The 17,589-nt window shown below is 68.3% G+C and carries 16 protein-coding genes; 8 read left to right on the forward strand and 8 right to left on the reverse strand.

Annotated features, from left to right (window positions below):
* The first annotated feature begins 6 nt into the window (after nt 1-6).
* From BMZ69_RS06340 to BMZ69_RS06350, 3 genes are read left to right on the forward strand one after another with little or no spacing between them, the layout of a single operon-like run.
* Nucleotides 7-2,529, forward strand: coding sequence for a circularly permuted type 2 ATP-grasp protein (locus tag BMZ69_RS06340; RefSeq protein ID WP_092155715.1), 2,523 nt, complete (start codon nt 7-9; stop codon nt 2,527-2,529).
* A gap of 10 nt (nt 2,530-2,539) precedes the next feature.
* Nucleotides 2,540-3,421, forward strand: a complete 882-nt coding sequence (locus tag BMZ69_RS06345; protein WP_092155716.1) for a transglutaminase family protein — start codon at nt 2,540-2,542, stop codon at nt 3,419-3,421.
* A complete protein-coding gene (locus BMZ69_RS06350; protein WP_092155717.1) occupies nt 3,418-4,125 on the forward strand; it encodes an HAD family hydrolase in 708 nt (235 codons plus the stop codon). Before BMZ69_RS06345 ends, BMZ69_RS06350 begins: the two co-directional genes overlap by 4 nt.
* 224 nt (nt 4,126-4,349) lie before the next feature.
* Here the strand turns inward: BMZ69_RS06350 and BMZ69_RS06355 are convergent, their stop codons facing one another.
* Complete coding sequence (locus BMZ69_RS06355; RefSeq protein ID WP_092155718.1) at nt 4,350-5,795, reverse strand: aldehyde dehydrogenase family protein; 1,446 nt, start codon at nt 5,793-5,795, stop codon at nt 4,350-4,352.
* Nucleotides 5,796-5,996: 201 nt separating this feature from the next.
* On the opposite strand from BMZ69_RS06355, the gene BMZ69_RS06360 reads away from it, so the two are divergent.
* Nucleotides 5,997-6,803: a GAF domain-containing protein gene (locus BMZ69_RS06360; RefSeq protein WP_092155719.1), complete on the forward strand. Its 807-nt coding sequence runs from the start codon at nt 5,997-5,999 to the stop codon at nt 6,801-6,803.
* Nucleotides 6,804-6,931: 128 nt separating this feature from the next.
* Nucleotides 6,932-8,389 carry a sensor domain-containing diguanylate cyclase gene (locus tag BMZ69_RS06365; protein WP_092155720.1) on the forward strand — a complete coding sequence of 486 codons (1,458 nt, stop codon included), beginning with the start codon at nt 6,932-6,934 and terminating at the stop codon, nt 8,387-8,389.
* Between the two features lie 38 nt (nt 8,390-8,427).
* On the opposite strand, the gene BMZ69_RS31510 is transcribed toward BMZ69_RS06365, so the two are convergent.
* The 5 genes from BMZ69_RS31510 to BMZ69_RS06385 form a co-directional block, all read right to left on the reverse strand.
* Complete coding sequence (locus BMZ69_RS31510; protein WP_175506680.1) at nt 8,428-8,580, reverse strand: hypothetical protein; 153 nt, start codon at nt 8,578-8,580, stop codon at nt 8,428-8,430.
* A gap of 73 nt (nt 8,581-8,653) precedes the next feature.
* On the reverse strand, nt 8,654-9,349 hold the full coding sequence (locus BMZ69_RS06370) for a phosphatase PAP2 family protein (protein WP_175506681.1): 696 nt from the start codon (nt 9,347-9,349) through the stop codon (nt 8,654-8,656).
* Between the two features lie 8 nt (nt 9,350-9,357).
* The gene (locus BMZ69_RS06375; protein ID WP_092155722.1) at nt 9,358-10,347 is read right to left on the reverse strand and encodes a diacylglycerol/lipid kinase family protein; all 990 of its coding nucleotides are present in this window, start codon (nt 10,345-10,347) and stop codon (nt 9,358-9,360) included.
* Nucleotides 10,347-11,243, reverse strand: coding sequence for a transglutaminase-like domain-containing protein (locus tag BMZ69_RS06380; protein ID WP_092155723.1), 897 nt, complete (start codon nt 11,241-11,243; stop codon nt 10,347-10,349). The genes BMZ69_RS06375 and BMZ69_RS06380 overlap by 1 nt, the downstream gene beginning before the upstream one ends.
* Nucleotides 11,244-11,475: 232 nt before the next feature.
* Nucleotides 11,476-11,847, reverse strand: a complete 372-nt coding sequence (locus BMZ69_RS06385; RefSeq protein WP_210187997.1) for a PRC-barrel domain-containing protein — start codon at nt 11,845-11,847, stop codon at nt 11,476-11,478.
* Nucleotides 11,848-12,216: 369 nt separating this feature from the next.
* On the opposite strand from BMZ69_RS06385, the gene BMZ69_RS06390 reads away from it, so the two are divergent.
* Nucleotides 12,217-12,483 (forward strand): glycine zipper domain-containing protein, encoded by a 267-nt coding sequence (locus BMZ69_RS06390; protein ID WP_092155725.1) that lies wholly within the window; start codon nt 12,217-12,219, stop codon nt 12,481-12,483.
* Between the two features lie 43 nt (nt 12,484-12,526).
* Here the strand turns inward: BMZ69_RS06390 and hutC are convergent, their stop codons facing one another.
* Both hutC and BMZ69_RS06400 read right to left on the reverse strand, forming a co-directional pair.
* Nucleotides 12,527-13,276, reverse strand: coding sequence for a histidine utilization repressor (gene hutC / locus BMZ69_RS06395; RefSeq protein ID WP_092155726.1), 750 nt, complete (start codon nt 13,274-13,276; stop codon nt 12,527-12,529).
* Between the two features lie 13 nt (nt 13,277-13,289).
* Nucleotides 13,290-14,657 carry a formimidoylglutamate deiminase gene (locus tag BMZ69_RS06400; RefSeq protein ID WP_092155727.1) on the reverse strand — a complete coding sequence of 456 codons (1,368 nt, stop codon included), beginning with the start codon at nt 14,655-14,657 and terminating at the stop codon, nt 13,290-13,292.
* A gap of 157 nt (nt 14,658-14,814) precedes the next feature.
* On the opposite strand from BMZ69_RS06400, the gene hutI reads away from it, so the two are divergent.
* Complete coding sequence (gene hutI / locus BMZ69_RS06405; protein ID WP_244543231.1) at nt 14,815-15,981, forward strand: imidazolonepropionase; 1,167 nt, start codon at nt 14,815-14,817, stop codon at nt 15,979-15,981.
* Nucleotides 15,978-17,504 (forward strand): histidine ammonia-lyase, encoded by a 1,527-nt coding sequence (gene hutH / locus BMZ69_RS06410; RefSeq protein ID WP_092155729.1) that lies wholly within the window; start codon nt 15,978-15,980, stop codon nt 17,502-17,504. Before hutI ends, hutH begins: the two co-directional genes overlap by 4 nt.
* Nucleotides 17,505-17,589: the final 85 nt, after the last annotated feature.

Here is a 17,589-nt window from a genome sequence, read left to right on the forward strand (position 1 = left end):
TCAAGCATGGCTCTGCAGCGCCGATCGAGTTCGACGCGGGCGCGCAACGAGCGCCGCAACGCCCTGCTCGCAGGCTATCGGCCGCTGCCCGGCGCCTATGACGAGCTGATGGCACCGGACGGCTCGATCCGGCTGCATTGGGAGCCGTTCCTGGCAGAATGGTCGGCGCTTTCGAGCGATGAATTGCAGCGCCGCTTCGGTCTCGCCGACCGGCATGTGCGCGACACCGGCGTCTCCTATCGCGTCCATGGCGATCTCGACGAGAGCGACCCGCTCGCCGGCGAGCGCTCCTGGCCGCTCAATCACGCACCGCTCGTCCTCACCGGGCAGGAGTGGAAGACGATCGCTGCCGGCGTCGCCCAGCGCGCACAGCTGCTCGATACCTTGCTCGGCGACATCTACGGGCCCGGCCAGTTGATCGCCAAGGGAGCGCTGCCGGCCGCCGCCATCACCGGCAGCCCCGACTATCTCAGGCCGGTGCAGGGCACGGCGGGCGCGGGACAACTGCAGATCTACGCCGCCGATCTTGGCCGCGGGCCGGACGGACGCTGGTGGGTACTGAACGACCGCACCCAGGCGCCCTCAGGCGCAGGCTATGCGCTGGAGAACCGGCTCGCCCTCGGCCGTGCCTTCCCGGACCTGTTCCGGACCATGAATGTCGAGCGGCTTGCCGGCTTCTTCCAGGGCTTCCGTGCCGGACTGGTCTCCCGCGCCCGGCGGGTCGAGCCGCGCATCTGCCTGCTGACGCCCGGCCAGATGCACGAGAGCTATTTCGAGCAGGCCTACCTCGCCCGCTATCTCGGCTTCCTGCTGGTTGAAGGCGGCGACCTCGTCATGCGGGACGGGCTGGTACATGTGCGCACCATCGCCGGCTTCAAGCGCGCGGACATCATCTGGCGGCGCATCGACGGCGATTTCGCCGACCCGCTGGAGCTGAACGCCGCCTCGGCGCTGGGCGTGCCCGGGCTGGTCGAGGCGGTACGGGCTGAGAACGTCGTCGTCGCCAACGGGCTCGGCTCCGGCGTGGTCGAGGCGCGGGCGCTGATGGGCTTCATGCCCCGGCTGGCACGGGAGGTCTTGCGCGAGGAGCTGATCCTGCCGAACATCGCGACCTGGTGGTGCGGCCAGCCACGCGAGCGCGGGATCGTGCTCGACAGGCTGGACCAGATGAGCGTCGCACCCGCCTTCCGCGCGCCCGGCGACGGGCTCGACGGCGGCACCATGCTGGTCGCCGATCTCGACAGGAGCGAGCGCGAGGCGTTGCGCGCCCGGATCGCCGAGCGCGGGCTCGACTATGTCGGGCAGGAGGTGGTCAGCCTCTCGACCATGCCGGTGATGCAAGGCAGCCGGCTGGAACCCCGGCCGATGACGCTGCGCGTCTTCGCCGCCGCGACGCCCGATGGCTGGCAGGTGATGCCAGGCGGCTTTTGCCGCGTCTCCGAGGAGTGCGATGCACGCGCGGTGACGATGCGCTCGGGCGTGCGCTCCAGCGATGTCTGGGTGACGTCCGATCAGCCGGTCGAGCAGGTGACATTGCTGCCCAGCCCGGACCGGATTCCGATCCGCCGCATCGTCGGCATCCTGCCGAGCCGCGCTGCCGACAACCTGTTCTGGCTCGGGCGCTATCTCGAACGCAGCGAGGCGACGCTGCGGCTGGTGCGTGCTTTGCTCGGGCGCCTGATCAATGCCGACGACCAGGCGCCGGGCCATGCCGAGACGATCAAGCGGCTCGCCAACCTGCTCGTCGCCTGGGGCGCGGCGCCGACGGCGGCCAAGATCCGCTCCGTCGCGGCCCAGGCGCGCTCGGCCCTGCACGATCTCGACCAGTATGGCTCGGCCGCCGCCTCGGTCCGGGAAGCACGGCGCACCGCCTCCGTGATCCGCGAACGGCTTTCGGTCGACGCCTGGCGATTGTTCGGCGACCTGCAGCGCCAGCTCGCCGAACCGGGCAAGCTGGAGAGCGAGGGCGAGGCTTTCGAGATCGCCGACAGCGCGCTGAAATCGCTCGCCGCCTTCTCGGGCCTGTCGCAGGAGAACATGGTGCGTGGCGCCGGCTGGCGCTTCCTCGACATTGGCCGGCGGATCGAGCGCGGCGTCACCACCTGCCGCTTCGCCCGCCATTTCGTCGAGAACGACGCGCCGGGCAACAGCCTCGATGCGCTGCTCGACCTGACGGACTCGCAGATCACCTATCGCTCGCGCTACATGCTCGGCGCCTCGCTGCAGCCCGTTCTCGATCTCGTCATGCTCGACCCCTATAACCCACGCTCCGTGGCTTTCCAGATCGAGCGGCTCGATGCCGAAATCGCAGCCCTGCCCAGCCTCAACGACGACGGCATGCTGGAGGAGCCGCGTCGGCTCGCGCTCAAGCTCGCCGCCGAATGCCGCACCGCGGAAGCCAGCCGGCTCGACCGCACCGGCATCCTCTATTTCGAGCAATTGCTGATGGGTCTCTCCAACGCGGTGGCCGAACGCTATTTCCTGCAGAATTCAAGGCCGGAGCGGTCGCGGATGACGCGATTGGCGTGATGGGCGCAGCGTGATCTACGACATTCGTCATCTCACGGCTTACAGCTACAGCCGGCCCGTCCCGTTCGCCCGCTGCATCCTGCGCGTGCTGCCGCGCGACGGCGTCGGCCAGCGCGTGCTGACCAGCCAGCTTGCGGTGACGCCGCGCGGCGCCGAGCGGCGAGACGGGGTCTGCTTCTTCGGCAACCGCACGACGACGCTGACCATCGCCAAGCCGCACCGCGAACTCAAGATCGAGATGACCTCGCGGGTCGAGGTGACGCGGGCGGCAGCGCCCTTCCCGGCCCTGACGCGGAACTGGGAGGAGGTCGCCGAGCTCGCGCTGCAGGCGCAGAGCCTGGCGGCGGATTCCCCGGCCCAGTATCTCTACCCCAGCCGCCTCGCACCGACCGTGTCTGCGATCACTGGCTACGCCCGCAGGAGCTTTGCGGCGAAGCGGCCGGTCTTCGAGGCGGCGAGCGAGCTGATGGCCCGCATCCGCAAGGAGTTCGTCTACGACCCCGAGGCGACCGAGGTCTCGACACCGATCCGCGAGGCCTTCGCCAACCGCCACGGTGTCTGCCAGGACTTCGCCCACATCATGATTGCGGGCTTGAGGGGCCTCGGCCTGCCGGCCGCCTATGTCAGCGGCTATCTGCGCACCATCCCGCCGGAGGGCCAGCCGCGGCTCGAAGGGGCCGACGCCACCCATGCCTGGGTGATGCTCTGGTGCGGGCCGGAGACCGGCTGGATCGGCCTCGACCCGACCAACGACCTCGTCGTCGCCGACGACCACATCGTCACCGCGACGGGACGCGACTACGCCGACGTCTCGCCGCTCGACGGCGTGCTGGTCGGCCCCGGCAGCCAGAAGCTCGACGTCAAGGTCGACGTCATTCCGGTCACGTCATGACAAGGCCGGTCATAAGCGGCATCCTGTTCGACAAGGACGGCACGCTGATCGACTATCACGCGAGCTGGGCACCGACCAATCTCGGCGCAGGCCGGCTCGCCGCCCAGGGCGATGCCCAATTGGCAGCGCGGCTGCTGACGATCGCCGGCGTCGACCCCGCGACCGGCTACGCCACCTCCGACGGGCTGCTCGCCTCCGGCAATACCGAGGACGTGGCGCAGGCCTGGGCGGAAGCGGGTGCGCCGTTCGGCGTGGAAGATCTGACCGAGCAGCTCGATACGCTGTTCCGGTCCGCTGTCGTCGCCGCCGTGCCCGTCTGCGATCTTGCTGCCCTGTTCGCGGCTCTCACCGGCCGCGGGCTCGTCCTCGGCATCGCCTCCAGCGACAGCGAAGCGGCGGTGCTGGCGACGGCCGAGCGCTTCGGCCTCGAACCGCATCTGGCTTTCCAATGCGGCTATGATTCCGGCCATGGTGCGAAGCCCGGACGCGGCATGGTCGATGGCTTCTGCAGCGCGACGGGTCTGCCGGCGGAGGCCGTCGCCGTCGTCGGCGATTCCAGCCATGACATGCACATGGCGGCTGCGGCAGGAGCAGGCTATCGCATCGCCGTGCTGACCGGAGCCGGCAGCGCCGAGATCTTACGCCCGCTCAGCCATCTGCTGCTGCCGAGCATCGCCGGGTTGGAGCAGGTGCTGTTCGATTGAGCGCGTGGTTCGAGGCTCGTGGAAACTCACAGCCCTCATCCTGAGGAGCGAGCACAGCTCGCGTCTCGAAGGATGTTCCAGTGGTCTCGCGAGCATCCTGGAGCATCCTTCGAGACGCCGCTTCGCGGCTCCTCAGGATGAGGGCTGAGAAGAACAAACCGAAGAGCAATACGAAAAGGGCCGCGCTTGCGGCGCGGCCCCGATAGTCCTGGATGACGCCCGGCTCAGGCGAGCGTGTAGGAGGTCTTCACCGTGGTGTAGAACTCGCGGGCATAGGCGCCCTGCTCGCGCGGGCCGTAGCTTGAGCCCTTCCGGCCGCCGAACGGCACATGGTAGTCGACGCCGGCGGTGGCGAGGTTGACCATCACCATGCCGGCCTCGGCATTGCGCTTGAAATGCGTCGCATGCTTCAGCGAGGTCGTGCAGATACCCGAGGACAGGCCGAACTCGGTGTCGTTGGCGATCGCGAGCGCCTCCTCGTAATCCTTGACCCGGATGACGTTGGCGACCGGGCCGAAGACCTCCTCGCGCGAGATGCGCATGGCGTTGGTCGTCTCGGTGAACAGCGCCGGCTGCAGGTAGAAGCCGGGGGTCTCGCGGTTGAGCAGTTCGCCGCCCCAGGCGAGCTTGCCGCCCTCGTCGCGGGCGATCTGGATATATTTCAGGTCCTGATCGAGCTGGCTCTGGTCGACGACCGGGCCGATCGTGGTGCCGGCCTTAAGCGCGTCGTCGACGGTGACGCCCTTGAGGCGCTCGATCGCCGCCTCGACGAAGCGGTCATGGATGCCGGCCTGGACGATCAGGCGCGAGGAGGCCGTGCAGCGCTGGCCGGTCGAGAAGAAGGCGCCCTGGACGGCGCATTCGACGGCGACCTTGAGGTCGGCGTCGTCGAGCACGACGAGCGGGTTCTTGCCGCCCATTTCGAGCTGGACCTTCTTCATCGGGTTGCCGGCGATGCAGGCGGCGGCGACCTTGCGGCCGGTCGAGACCGAGCCGGTGAAGCTGATCGCGTGCACGTCCTTGTGCTCGAGCAGCGCCTGGCCGACCACCGAGCCGCGGCCCATCACCAGGTTGAGCACGCCCTTGGGCAGGCCGGCGCGCTGGATGATGTCGACCAGCGCCCAGGCCGAGCCGGGGACGAGGTCGGCAGGCTTGATCACGACGCAGTTGCCGTAGGCCAGCGCCGGGGCGATCTTCCAGGCCGGGATGGCGATCGGGAAATTCCAGGGCGTGATCATGCCGACGATGCCGACCGGCTCGCGGGTGACCTCGACGCCGACGCCCGGGCGCACGGAGGGGATGCTCTCGCCGTTCAGGCGCAGGCACTCACCGGCGAAGAAAGCGAAGATCTGGCCGGCGCGGGTGGCCTCGCCGATGCCTTCCGGCAGGGTCTTGCCCTCTTCACGCGACAGCAGGCGGCCGAGCTCGTCCTTGCGGGCGAGGATCTCGTCCGAGGCCTTCTTCAGGACCTCGTAGCGCTCCTGCGGCGTGGTGCGGCTCCAGGCCGGGAAGGCGGCCTTGGCGGCGGCGACGGCATTGTTCAGGTCCTCGACCGAGCCCTGCGCATACTCACCGACGACGTCGTTGGTGTTGGAGGGGTTGATGTTGCGCGAAGCGTTCTGCGAGCCGGCCCATTCGCCGGCGATCAGGTTCTTGAAGGGAGCATTCATCGCAAAACCTCTTGCTTGACCGAACTTGCCTAACCGAAGGAGGAGCCGGTCTTAACCGGTTTAGGTCGGCAAGGCCATGCGGGTTGGCCGATGAATGGCGATGAACGCCCCGCCGTGAGCGCATGCGATGCGCTGGACGGCGAGTGGGTTTTGAACCGAGCGCTTTGCCGAATTGTAAGCTTTGCGGTGTGAGATGCCCGCGTGCAGACACCGCCGCCTTATCGCTCTCCGGGCTTCGATACGATTCGCGAGCAGGCGCGTCTCGATGCGCTCGCACGCTATGACGTGCTCGACACGCCGCCCGAGCAAACCTTCGACCGCCTGACCCGGCTGGCCAGGCGGATCTTCGGCGTGTCGATGTCGACCATCAGCTTCATCGACGGTCACCGCCAATGGTTCAAATCACAGCAGGGCATGGCGACCTGCGAAACCGACCGGGGACCGGCCTTCTGCAATATCGCAATCCAGCAGCCGACCTCGCTGATCGTGACCGATGCCGTCGCCGACGAGCGCTTCCGAGACAACCCGTTCGTGACCGGCGAGCCGCATGTCCGCTTCTACGCCGGCATCCCGCTCCGCTGCCCCGAAGGACATGCGATCGGGACCTTGTGCGCCATCGATCCGCGGCCTCGGAGCTTCAGCCCGCGAGACCAGGAGATCCTGGCCGATCTCGGCGCTCTGGCGATGGAGGTCCTGGAACTCAGGCGCCTGTCGCTGGCCACGAAGATAGGATCCGCAGCGGGCGAAGCCGGCCGACCGGCATTGGCCAAGGAGTTCGCCCAAGGCCGGAGCGTCCTCAAGGCCGGGCGTATCGTCTTCAACAACAGCCGTATAGCCGTCAGATGCACAGTGCGGCAACTCTCGGCGGACACGGCGGTGGTCCATGTCATCAGCACCGCGAAGATCCCGGACAGGATCGCGCTGATGATCGATGCGGACGCGACCTCCAGGCTCTGCTCGGTGAGCTCCCGGGCAGAGCAGCATCTCGCGCTCGCCTTCGAGAGCTGACGCTCAGCCTACGGCCAGGCACACCGCGCGGCAGCAAGCCGGTGGCGGGCCCGGGAGAGGTGGTTCGGCGCAGTTTTGCGCCGGCCATTTCAGCTTGCTTTCACCTTTGTCTGGTTTGCTCCACGGCAATGAAGCTTGCCCGCATCGTCTTCTCCGAACAGGACCGCAACCAGGAGCAGGCTTCATCGCCGATGCCGCCCTGGCGTGCAGCGGCGCTGGTCGCGGGCATCGTCTTCACTGCAGCGCTGTTCGGCCATCTCACCCGACCGCTCGGCTTCCTCTCCACCTTCTGGCCGGCCAACGCCCTGCTGATGGGCGTGATGGTGCGCAATCCCGGCTGGGCCGGGCCGCTCGGCTGGATTGGCGCCACGGTGGGCTATCTCGCCGCCGATTTCGCCATGGGCGGCGGCATCGGCGTCACCCTCTGGCTGACCGCCGGCAACCTGACCGATGCCTTTGTCGGATATCGGCTGTTCCAGCGGATCAGTGAGTGCGACCGCAGGCTCGAGCAGCCGCCATCGCTGCTGTTCCTGCTGCTGATCTCCTTCGCCACGGCCGTTGTGGCCGCCTGCGTCAGCTGCGGCAGCCTCGTCCTCTATTTCGGCTATGCCCCGCTGCAGGCTTTCGAATTCGTCCTAACCAGCGAGTTCGCCAGCAATCTCGTCGTCCTGCCCGTGGTCTTGACCGCGCCACCGTTCGCGCCGATTGCCAAGCGCCTGGCGGCGAGCCCGGTATTGCGCTCCGGCTGGAGCCGTAGACTCCAGCCGGTCGCGGCGCTGCTGGCCTCGATTCTCGCCGGCACCATGATCGGCGGATCGGCCGCGATCGCGATTCCGGTTCCGGCGATCCTCTGGTGCGCGCTGAGCTATGGCGTGTTCCCGACGGCCCTGCTCACCTTCGGGCTCGGCCTGTGGCAATGCACGGTGCTGCTCGCACAGCTCACGCCGGGCACTGCCGACTATGCAGCCGCCTTGACCTCGCACCGCTTCGGCGTCGCCCTGTTCTCGCTCGGGCCGATCATGGTGGCAGTGATCAACGCCGCCCGCGCCGGCCTGCTGGCCGAGCTCGACCAGGCCGCCAACCAAGATTCACTCACCAAGGCCCTGTCGCGCCGTGCCTTCCTGGCGCGCAGCGAAGCCGCTCTGGGACAGAACCTCACGGCCCGCCGCCCCATTGCGCTGCTGATGCTGGATGTCGACCGGTTCAAGCTGATCAACGACGAGTACGGCCACGCGGTCGGGGACGAGGTGCTGGTCAGTCTGGCGGAGCATATCTCGGCCCGGTTGCGGCCGGACGATCTGTTCGGGCGGATCGGCGGCGAGGAGTTCGCGATCATGGCCCCGGGCCTGACGCAGGCGGCTGGACTGGCGCTGGCCGAGCGGCTGCGCGACGGCTGCGCCCGCCTCCGAGTTCCCGTCAAAGGCCGCGAGCCGCTGAGGACAACCGTCAGCATCGGCCTGGTCTGGGGATCGGCGGGCCCCGACTGCTCCCTGCGGCATTTGCTGAAGCGGGCTGACGACGCGCTCTACCGGGCCAAGCGTGCCGGCCGAGACCGCGTCGTCGATGACACCCTTCAAGCAGCCTGAACCGAACATCCGCTCCGGAGCGGCGCCGGCCGGCCCGCTCATTTCTCCTTGATCGACAGGCCGTTCTTGCCGACCGAGATCTCGACGCCCTCCGGCTGCTTCTTCTCCTGATAGAGCGCGTAGCTGACGGCCCCGAGGCCGAGAACGAGCAGAGCGACCAGAAGAACAAGCGTATTGCGGGACAGCGTCATCAGGAACTCCGTTGCAGGCGCGCCGGCACGGCGCTCCCATCAACGCCGACGCCAGCGCCCGGTTCCGGCTCCCTCAGGCAACAGGCTCGCTCCGTGCGGCGACAGCCTGCGCGAGATTGGCCTCCGTCCGGGCTGCAACACGGCCGATCAGGTAAGTGGCGAGGCTCGACCAGGCGACACCCAGGCACCAGCCGCCGAGTACGTCACTCGGCCAGTGCACGCCGAGATAGACCCGGCTTAGGCCGATCGCGATCATCAGGGTCCAGGCGACCCACAGGCAAAGCCGGGCGATATCGGCGCGACGCGAGGCGATGCCGACGAAACCGGCGATGCTGAGCAGCACCACCGCCGCCAGGAAGGCATGGCCGCTCGGGAAGCTCGCGGTGAAGGTCAGCGCGGCATGCTCGACGATATCAGGGCGCTCGCGCCCAAAGGCGAGCTTCAGCACGGTGCTCGCCGCCGTCGCCAGCACGACGCTGGCCAGAAGGCCGATAGCCAGTGGGCGGTGACCGCAGAGCCGCAAGGTCAAGACCGCGATCACGGTGGCGATGCCGAGCCCGATGAAGCTGCCGAGCGCGGTCAGGTCGCGCATCATCTCCCGGAACCAGGCAGGGCCGATCGGTATGGAGGGGTTGGCCGGGTCGCGGAACAGCATCACCAGCGCGCTGTCGAGCGCGGAACTGCCGTCGGAGACGACATAAAAGGCCAGGCCGATGAAACCGAAAATCGCCGCGACGGGCAGAAGGAAGCGCGGCTGGAGGAGGAACATCGAAGGCCTCATGAGGGGAACTGGTACTCGGCTGGATAGGGCAGAGGCTCGGGCTCGGTCGGCCGGGCGGCGATCACCTGCAACGCGCCCGGCAGCAGGCGATAGGCGAACGGACTGGCGCCGCGCTCGACCTCGCCGTCGAAGGTGACATGGCCCCGGCGCTTGTCACGGCGGATGATCGTCACCGCCGTGCCGGTCAGCGAGACGAGGTTGTGGGAGCTTCGCCAGCTGCCGGTCAGCATCGAGAACGCCGCCTTGGCCCGCGAGAGCAGCCCCCCGGTGTCGAGGATGTGCACCTCGAACTCGCCGCCATCGAGACGGCTACGGCGCCATTCGGCACCGTCGAACTGGTTGACGGTGACGAGGACCGCATCGGCCTGGACCTGGCGGCGCTCGCCGGCGATCTCCATCTCGATCCGGATCGCATGGGTGAACAGGATCGAGCGCGTCGCGGCGAAGAGGAAGGCGACGAGGCGGCTGAACGGGAAGCGGCGGCGGGCATATTCTCGCTGGCGCGCCATCAGGCTGAAGAAGCCCATGCCGGAAATCGAATGGAACAGCCGGCCGTTGACACTGCCAAGATCCATCGCGACCGGCTCGCCCTGGCAGACCGCGGTGATCTGCTCCTCCAGCGTACCGACGAGGCCGAGGTCGCGGCCGAGCACGTTGACCGTGCCGAGCGGCAGCACGCCAACGGGCCTGTTGCAGCCGATCAGCACCGGCAGGGCGCCGTTGATGGTGCCGTCGCCGCCGGCGATGACGGTGGTCACGGCTTCGTCGGCGACCGCGGCCCGCAAGCGCTCCTGCAACTGGCGTGGCGACACCACTTCGACCGCAGCCCGGCAACCGGCGACCTCGAACGCCGCAGCGATGCGCTGCGCAAAGACGTCGGCGCCCGCCTCCAGCACCGCGCCGGCGCGCGCATTGGCGATGACACGGAAGCAGCGCTGCTGCGCCTGCGTTTCGAGCACGGGCAACGGGTCCGATACATTCGCCATCAGGCGGCGATATGGGCGTCCCTCTTGGCGGGAACAAGGCGGGACATCGCCGACACGGCCTGCACCGGCTCGTCCTCGACCTCTTCGGTGACAACCTCGAAGCGCTGCAGCCAGTGCGGGCCGAACGAGGTCAGCATCGGAACGTCGGTGGCGTCGCGGCCGCGCGCGATGACGATGCGGCCGATGCGGCGGCGGTTGTGCCGGGCGTCGAAGGTGTGCCAGCGCCCGCCGAGCCAGACCTCGAACCAGGCGTTGAAGTCCATCGGCGCCGGGTCGGGCGGCACGCCGATATCGCCGAGATAGCCGTTGCAATACCGCGCCGGAATGTTGAGGCAGCGGCACAGGGTGATCGCGAGATGGGCGAAGTCCCGGCAGACGCCGATACGCTCGTTGAAGGTCTCGGCGGCGGTGCGGGTGTTGCGCGCGAAGGCATAGCCGAAGCTGACATGGTTGTGGACGAACTGGGTCACGGCCTGCACGCGGGCCCAGCCCGGCTCGACCTGGCCGAACAGACTCCAGGCCGTATCCGCCAACCGGTCGGTCTCACAATAGCGGCTGCCGAGCAGATAGGGCAGGACCGCGTCGGGCAGCTCCGCTGGAGCGACTTCACTGGCTGAAAGATCGACATTGTCCGGTGCACCATGGTCATGGACGAGGCCCTCGCAGGCGATCCTCACGCCCCCCGCCGGCGCGACGAGGCGGCGGCAGATGTTGCCGAACGGGTCGAGATGCTGGCTGAGCGCGATCGGCCGGCCCGGGCCGCGCAGCGGGGTCACACGCATCTCGTCGGGCCGGATCAGATCATGGCGGCGCGAGGGGTGGACGTCGAGCAATGTGAGCAAGGCGGTTGGCTGCTCGCAAACGAGCTCGATGCGATAGCCGTAACGGATGTGCATGATGACCTCGACGCTGCGCGATGGGAGCCGCCCCGCCGCGGCGGGGAACTCCCCGGCCGGCACTCAATGACGCGCGGCGTCACCCGAGGTTCCCCGCCCATGGGGAGCAGGCGCGCATAAAAAAGGTGCGGACCTTTCGGCCCGCACCACGCAATCACGACGATCCGGCTGGGGGGATAGCGACCGCCGCGAGTTGCGCCTTTGTGTGGAACGCCGGCCCTGAGGCGCGCTCTCACATCATCCAGTAGGGCATCGTGCCGTAGTAATCGTGCACGCGCTTGCCGTACTCCTTGTCGTGCCAGTCCGGCTCGCCATCGGCCCCGTACATCGGAGCTGCCTCGAGCTTCTCGCGGGTCAGCGGCACGACATAGCCGCCCTTCTCGACATCGTAATCGAGCATGCTCCACGGGATCGGGTGATACTTCTCGCCGAGGCCGAGGAAGCCGCCGAAGGACATGATCGCATAGGCGACCTTACCCGTCGCCTTGTCGAGCATGACATCATAGATCGAGCCGAGATGCTCGCCGGCGGTATTGTAGACCTCGGTACCGGCGACGCGCGCTCCAGCGATCAGCGGGTTTGCGGCGTGAGAGGCTGCGGTCATCGTAGCACTCATCGGTCCCTCCATGAATAGCCTGCGAGGCCAACCTTCGAGCGGCCTCGTCCCATCAACCCGACGGACGCGACCGGGTTCCCTCCGCCACCGACAAAAATCGCATGGTCTCGAGAGGGTTTTCCGCGGCTGCCCCGCGCCGTTGAGGCAGCCTTTGCAGCGGGGCCGATGGCGGGCCCGTGGAACAAAAGCCGGCTCGTCCGGTTGGAGGATCGATCGAGCGTGCGGCGCCGGCCGGCACGATTCAGGCGGCGAACGAGCGCCAACTGGCGCTGCCGAGCAATCTATCCGCGGCACACCACGACAGCGATCTTGATGTCTCGTAGCGAAGCCGTCGGCTTTCAAGGGAAGGAAACAGCGATGATCAGGAAACTTCTTCTGGTGACCGCCGCGGTAGCTGCGCTCGGCGCCTGTACCCCGCGCGAAGAGCGAACCGCGACAGGCGCCCTGATCGGCGCCGGCGCTGGCGCGCTGATCGGCGGCGCCGCGACCGGCCGGGCCGGCGGGGCGTTGGCGGGTGCGGCGATCGGCGGCGTCGGCGGCGCCATCATTGGCGACGCGACCTCGCCCAGGCGTGTCTGCGTCGGCCGCGACGAATGGGGCCGACGCGTCCGCTACGAATGTTGATCGCAACACTATCGCGAGCGGCGGGCCATCCCCGCCGCTCGCCTCAAACGCTGCCGTAAGGTCCGAAGCGGCCGACGAAGCGGTGGCGGCCGCCGGGATAGAGCAGTCGCACCGCCGTGATCGGTTCGGCCTGGTTCCAGGTCCGGCGCTCGACCAGCAGACAAGGCTCGCCGGCATCGATCTTCAAAAGCTCCGCCTCCTGCGGGTCGGCCGCGATGGCGCTGATCGCGTGCTCGGCCTGCGTCCACAGGCTGTTTTGCAGCAGCCAGTCGCCAGGCGGAGTTTCGGCGAAGCTCTCGTCGGTGACCTGCGGGATGGTCTCGCTATGTATCACCCGGTCTTCCAGCACATGCGGCGCGCCACCGGCGAAATGCAGCAAGGTCAGATGCGCGACATTGGCGGAGCGCCCGAGCTCGAAGCGGGTGGCGAGATCGCGCGACGCCTTACCGTTGCTCCTCTGCAGGATTCGGTAGCTATAGATTTGGCCGAGCTCGCGAACCTCCTGCGGGATCGAGAGGATGTCGAGCATGGCGTGGCTCGCCGGCGGGCTCGCGACGATCGTGCCCGAGCGGCGACGGCGGGTAATCAAGCCCTCGCGAGCGAGCTGCGCCAGCGCACGGTGCACGGTCATGCGCGAGGCGCCGAGCTTCTCCATCAGCGCATGCTCGGCCGGCACCGCTGTTCCCGGCGGCCAGGTGCCGGCCAGGATCAGATCGCGGATGGCGCGGCGAATCTGGTCGTAGAGCGGCCCGGCTCCGTCCAGCGTCACGGCGTCGATCTGAGGTGCGCTCATGGCTCCCTGTCGTTCAGGCGAGGAGGTTGCGGATCACCTGGCCATAGCGGGCAGCGATGCGGGCGCGGTCAATGTGCCGGCCGCCGCTGACCACAGGCTTTCCACCAACGATCACCTCCGCGACCGGCAAGGCAGGCGCGGCGAAGATCGCGCTGTCGAGCGCGAGATCGCCGGCCTTGCCGACGATCGCGGGATGCTCGCCATCGAGGGTGACGAGATCGGCGCGACGGCCGACGGCGATCGCGCCGATCCTGCGCCCGCAAGCCTGGGCGCCGCCGGCGCAGGCATCCGTCCAGAGCCGCAGGCCGGCCGAGACGCCAGCTTCAGCCCAGAGCGCGCGACGCCGGTCGCGCAGGCGCTGCGAATATTCGAGCACGCGCAATTCCCCGCCGGCGCCGATCTCGACATTGGAATCGCTGCCGACGCCGATGCGCCCGCCCTTCGCCCGGTAGCGCACACCGTCGAAGATGCCGTCGCCGAGATTGGCCTCAGTGATCGGGCATAGGCCCGCGACCGCGCCGGAGAGGGCCATGGCGTCGCGCTCGGCATCGCTGAGATGCGTCGCATGGATCAGGCACCAGCGCTCGTTCACTGCGGTATTCTGCATGAGCAGTTCGACCGGCCGCCGGCCGGTGATGGCGAGACTGTCCTCGACCTCCCGGGTCTGCTCGGCGACATGGATGTGCAGCGGCACGTGCTGACGGAGCTCAGCGATCCAGTTGAGGTCCTCGAGCGCCACCGCGCGCAGCGAATGCGGCGCCATGCCGACGCGGGCATCGGGAAGAGCGGCGACCGCCTTCTCGCTGCCCTCGATCAGCCGGGCATAGGCGTCGCGGTCGTTGAGGAAGCGGCGCTGTCCCGCCGCGGCCGGCGCCTTGCCGAAATTGCCGTAGCGATAGAGCACCGGCAGCAAGGTCAGGCCGATGCCGGCTTCTTCGGCCGCCGCAGCGATCGCCCCGCCCATGGTGGCGATGTCGGCATAGGCGGCGCCGTCCTTGTCGTGATGGAGGTAGTGGAACTCGGCGAGCGCAGTGAAGCCACCCTCCAGCATCTCCACCATGGCCTGCGCCGCGATCGCCTGGACATCGTCGGGGCTCAGCCGGTCGAGGAAGCGGTACATCACCTCGCGCCAGGTCCAGAACGAATCCTCTGAGGCGCCGCGGCGCTCGGCCAGGCCCGCCATGCCGCGCTGGAAGGTGTGACTGTGCAGATTGGGCAGGCCGGGCAAGGCCAGGCCTGACAGCTTCGTTGCGCCCGCAGGAGCCGCCTGCCCTGCCGCGACCGACATGATCACTCCTTGATCGAGCGTCAGCGAGACGTTCTCGGCGAAGCCCTCCGGCAGCAGCGCCTGGGCGAGGTGCAGGGTCGTGTGTCCGGTCACGCGGCTTTCCTTTTTATTTGCATATGCAAATCGAGCTTGCTATTTGCATATGCAATTGTCTAGCATAATCTCAAAGCAGACGAAGTCGAGAGGAGGCGACGTGGCGGCGACCCCTTCCCCCAGCCACCGAGTGTGGACGAATGCGCGGCTCGCGACCATGGTAGCCGATACCGGCACGCCCTATGGCGCGATAGAGAATGGCGTCGTCGTCGCTCAGGAAGGCTGCATCGTCTTCGTCGGCCCGCGCAGCAACGCGCCCGGCTTCGGCAACGCCGAGGTGACCGACTGCGAAGGCCGCTGGATCACGCCCGGCCTGATCGACTGCCACACCCATCTCGTCTATGGCGGCGACCGCGCCCACGAGTTCGAATTGCGTCTGAAGGGCGCGAGCTATGAGGAGATCGCGCGCGCCGGTGGCGGCATCGTCTCATCAGTCAAGGCGACCCGCGCGGCGAGCGAGGACGAGCTCTTCGCCAGCGCCGACAAGCGCCTCTCGGCGCTGATCGCCGAGGGCGTCACCACGGTCGAGATCAAGTCGGGCTACGGGCTCGACATCGACAGCGAGGTCAAGGTCCTCGCCGTCGCCCGCCGGCTCGGCCGCGAGCGCCCGGTCGGCGTCCAGACCAGCTTCCTCGGCGCCCATGCCGTGCCGGCCGAGTTCAAGGGCCGGCAGGGCGACTATGTCGATCTCGTCTGCGGCCCGATGCTCGACGCCATAGCCGAGCAGAAGCTCGCCGACGCCGTTGATGTCTTCTGCGAGGGCATCGCCTTCTCGCCGGAGGAGACGGCCCTCGTCTTCACCGCGGCCAAGGCCAAGGGGCTGCCGGTCAAGATCCATGCCGAGCAGCTCTCCAATCTCGGCGGCGCGGCACTGGCCGCCGGCTTCGGCGCGCTCTCGGCCGACCATCTCGAACATCTCGACGAAGCTGGCGTCATCGCCATGGCCAGGGCCGGCACCGTCGCCGTCGTCCTGCCCGGCGCGTTCTATTTCCTGCGCGAGACGGTGAAGCCGCCGATCGAGCTGCTGCGCCAGCATGGTGTGCCGATCGCGCTCGCCACCGACGCCAATCCCGGCACCTCGCCGCTGACCTCGCCGCTCATGACCATTAACATGGGCTGCACCCTGTTCCGCCTGACGCCTGAGGAGGCGCTGGCGGGCATGACCCGCAATGCGGCGCTCGCCCTCGGCCTTCAGGACCAGATCGGCACGCTGGAAGCCGGCAAGGCCTGCGATCTTGCCATCTGGGAGATCGAGCGCCCGGCCGAGCTCGCCTACCGCATCGGCTTCAACCCGCTTCACACCCGCATCCGGAACGGACAATGACCACGCTCTCGCTCACCCCCGGCAAGGCCCGCCTCGCCGACTGGCGCCATGTCATCGACGGCGCCACCGTCGCTCTTTCCGACACCGGCGCGATCGCCGCCGCGCAGGCGATCGTCGACGACATCGTCGCCGCCGGCACCGTGACCTATGGCGTCAATACCGGCTTCGGCAAGCTCGCCAGCGTCCGCATCGCCGACAACGATCTCGCCACCCTGCAGCGCAATCTCATCCTGTCGCATGCGGTCGGCACCGGCCCTGCCTTGCCGGACGAGGTCGTCGCGCTGATCCTCGCGATGAAGGCGGCCAGCCTGGCGCGCGGCGCCTCGGGCGTCCGCCCCGTCGTGGTCGAGGCGCTGGTCGGCGCGCTCAAGGCCGGCGCCCTGCCGGTGGTGCCGGCCAAGGGCTCGGTCGGCGCTTCCGGCGATCTCGCCCCGCTCGCCCATCTCACCGCGGCGTTGATGGGCGTTGGCGAAATCCGCCTCAAGGGCGAAGTCCTGCCGGCCGCCGAGGCGCTGAAGCGTATCGGCCAGGCGCCGCTCGCGCTCGGCGCCAAGGAAGGTCTCGCGCTGATCAACGGTACGCAGGTCTCGGCCTCGCTGGCGCTGGCCGGCCTCGCCAGCGTCGCCCGCGTCTTCGATGCGGCGCTGATCGCCGGCGCGCTCTCGGTCGATGCACTGAAGGGCTCCGACACGCCATTCGACCCGCGCATCCAGCAGCTGCGCGGCCAGCCCGGCCAGATCAAGGTCGCGGCCTTGCTGCTGGAGCTGATCGCCGAGAGTGAGATCCGTGAGAGCCACCGCTTCGGCGACAGCAAGGTGCAGGACCCCTATTCGCTGCGCTGCCAGCCGCAGGTGATGGGCGCGGTACGCGACCTCCTCGGCAATGCCGCTGCGACACTCGCGATCGAGGCCAATGCCGTCACCGACAATCCGCTGGTGCTCGGCCCCGGCGAGATCGTCTCGGGTGGCAATTTCCACGCCGAGCCGGTCGCCTTCGCTGCCGACATGCTGGCGATGGCAACTTGCGAGATCGGCAATCTCGCCGAGCGCCGGATCGCGCTCCTGGTCGATCCCGTCATGAGCGGCCTGCCGCCCTTCCTCGCCCGCGATGCCGGCCTCAACTCCGGCTTCATGATCGCGCAGGTGACCGCGGCTGCTCTCGCCTCGGAGAACAAGCAGCGGGCCTATCCGGCTTCGGTCGACACCATCCCGACCTCGGCCAATCAGGAAGACCATGTCTCGATGGCGACGCATGGTGCCTTCCGCCTGATCGAGATGGCGAAGAATGCTGCCAGCATCATCGCGGTCGAACTGATGGCCGCCGCCGAGGCGATCGAGCACCACCGCCCGATGAAGACCTCGCCGCGTCTGGAGCCGGTACTGGCGCTGATCCGCGAAAAAATCGCGCCGCTGACCGAAGACCGGTATCTCGCGCCCGACCTCGCAGCGGCGACGGAGCTCGTGCTCTCGGGCGCACTCGGCAAGGCCGCCGGCGTCGACAGCTATGGGGAATTCGGAGCGTGAGGAACTCACCTTTCCCGTCATGGTCGGGCTTGTCCCGACCATCCACGCCTTCATCGATCGGGGGTGGTGATCAAGACGTGGATGC

Origin of the sequence: Allobosea sp. CRIB-10 (genome assembly GCF_900112185.1) — a bacterium.
GTDB lineage: Bacteria > Pseudomonadota > Alphaproteobacteria > Rhizobiales > Beijerinckiaceae > Allobosea.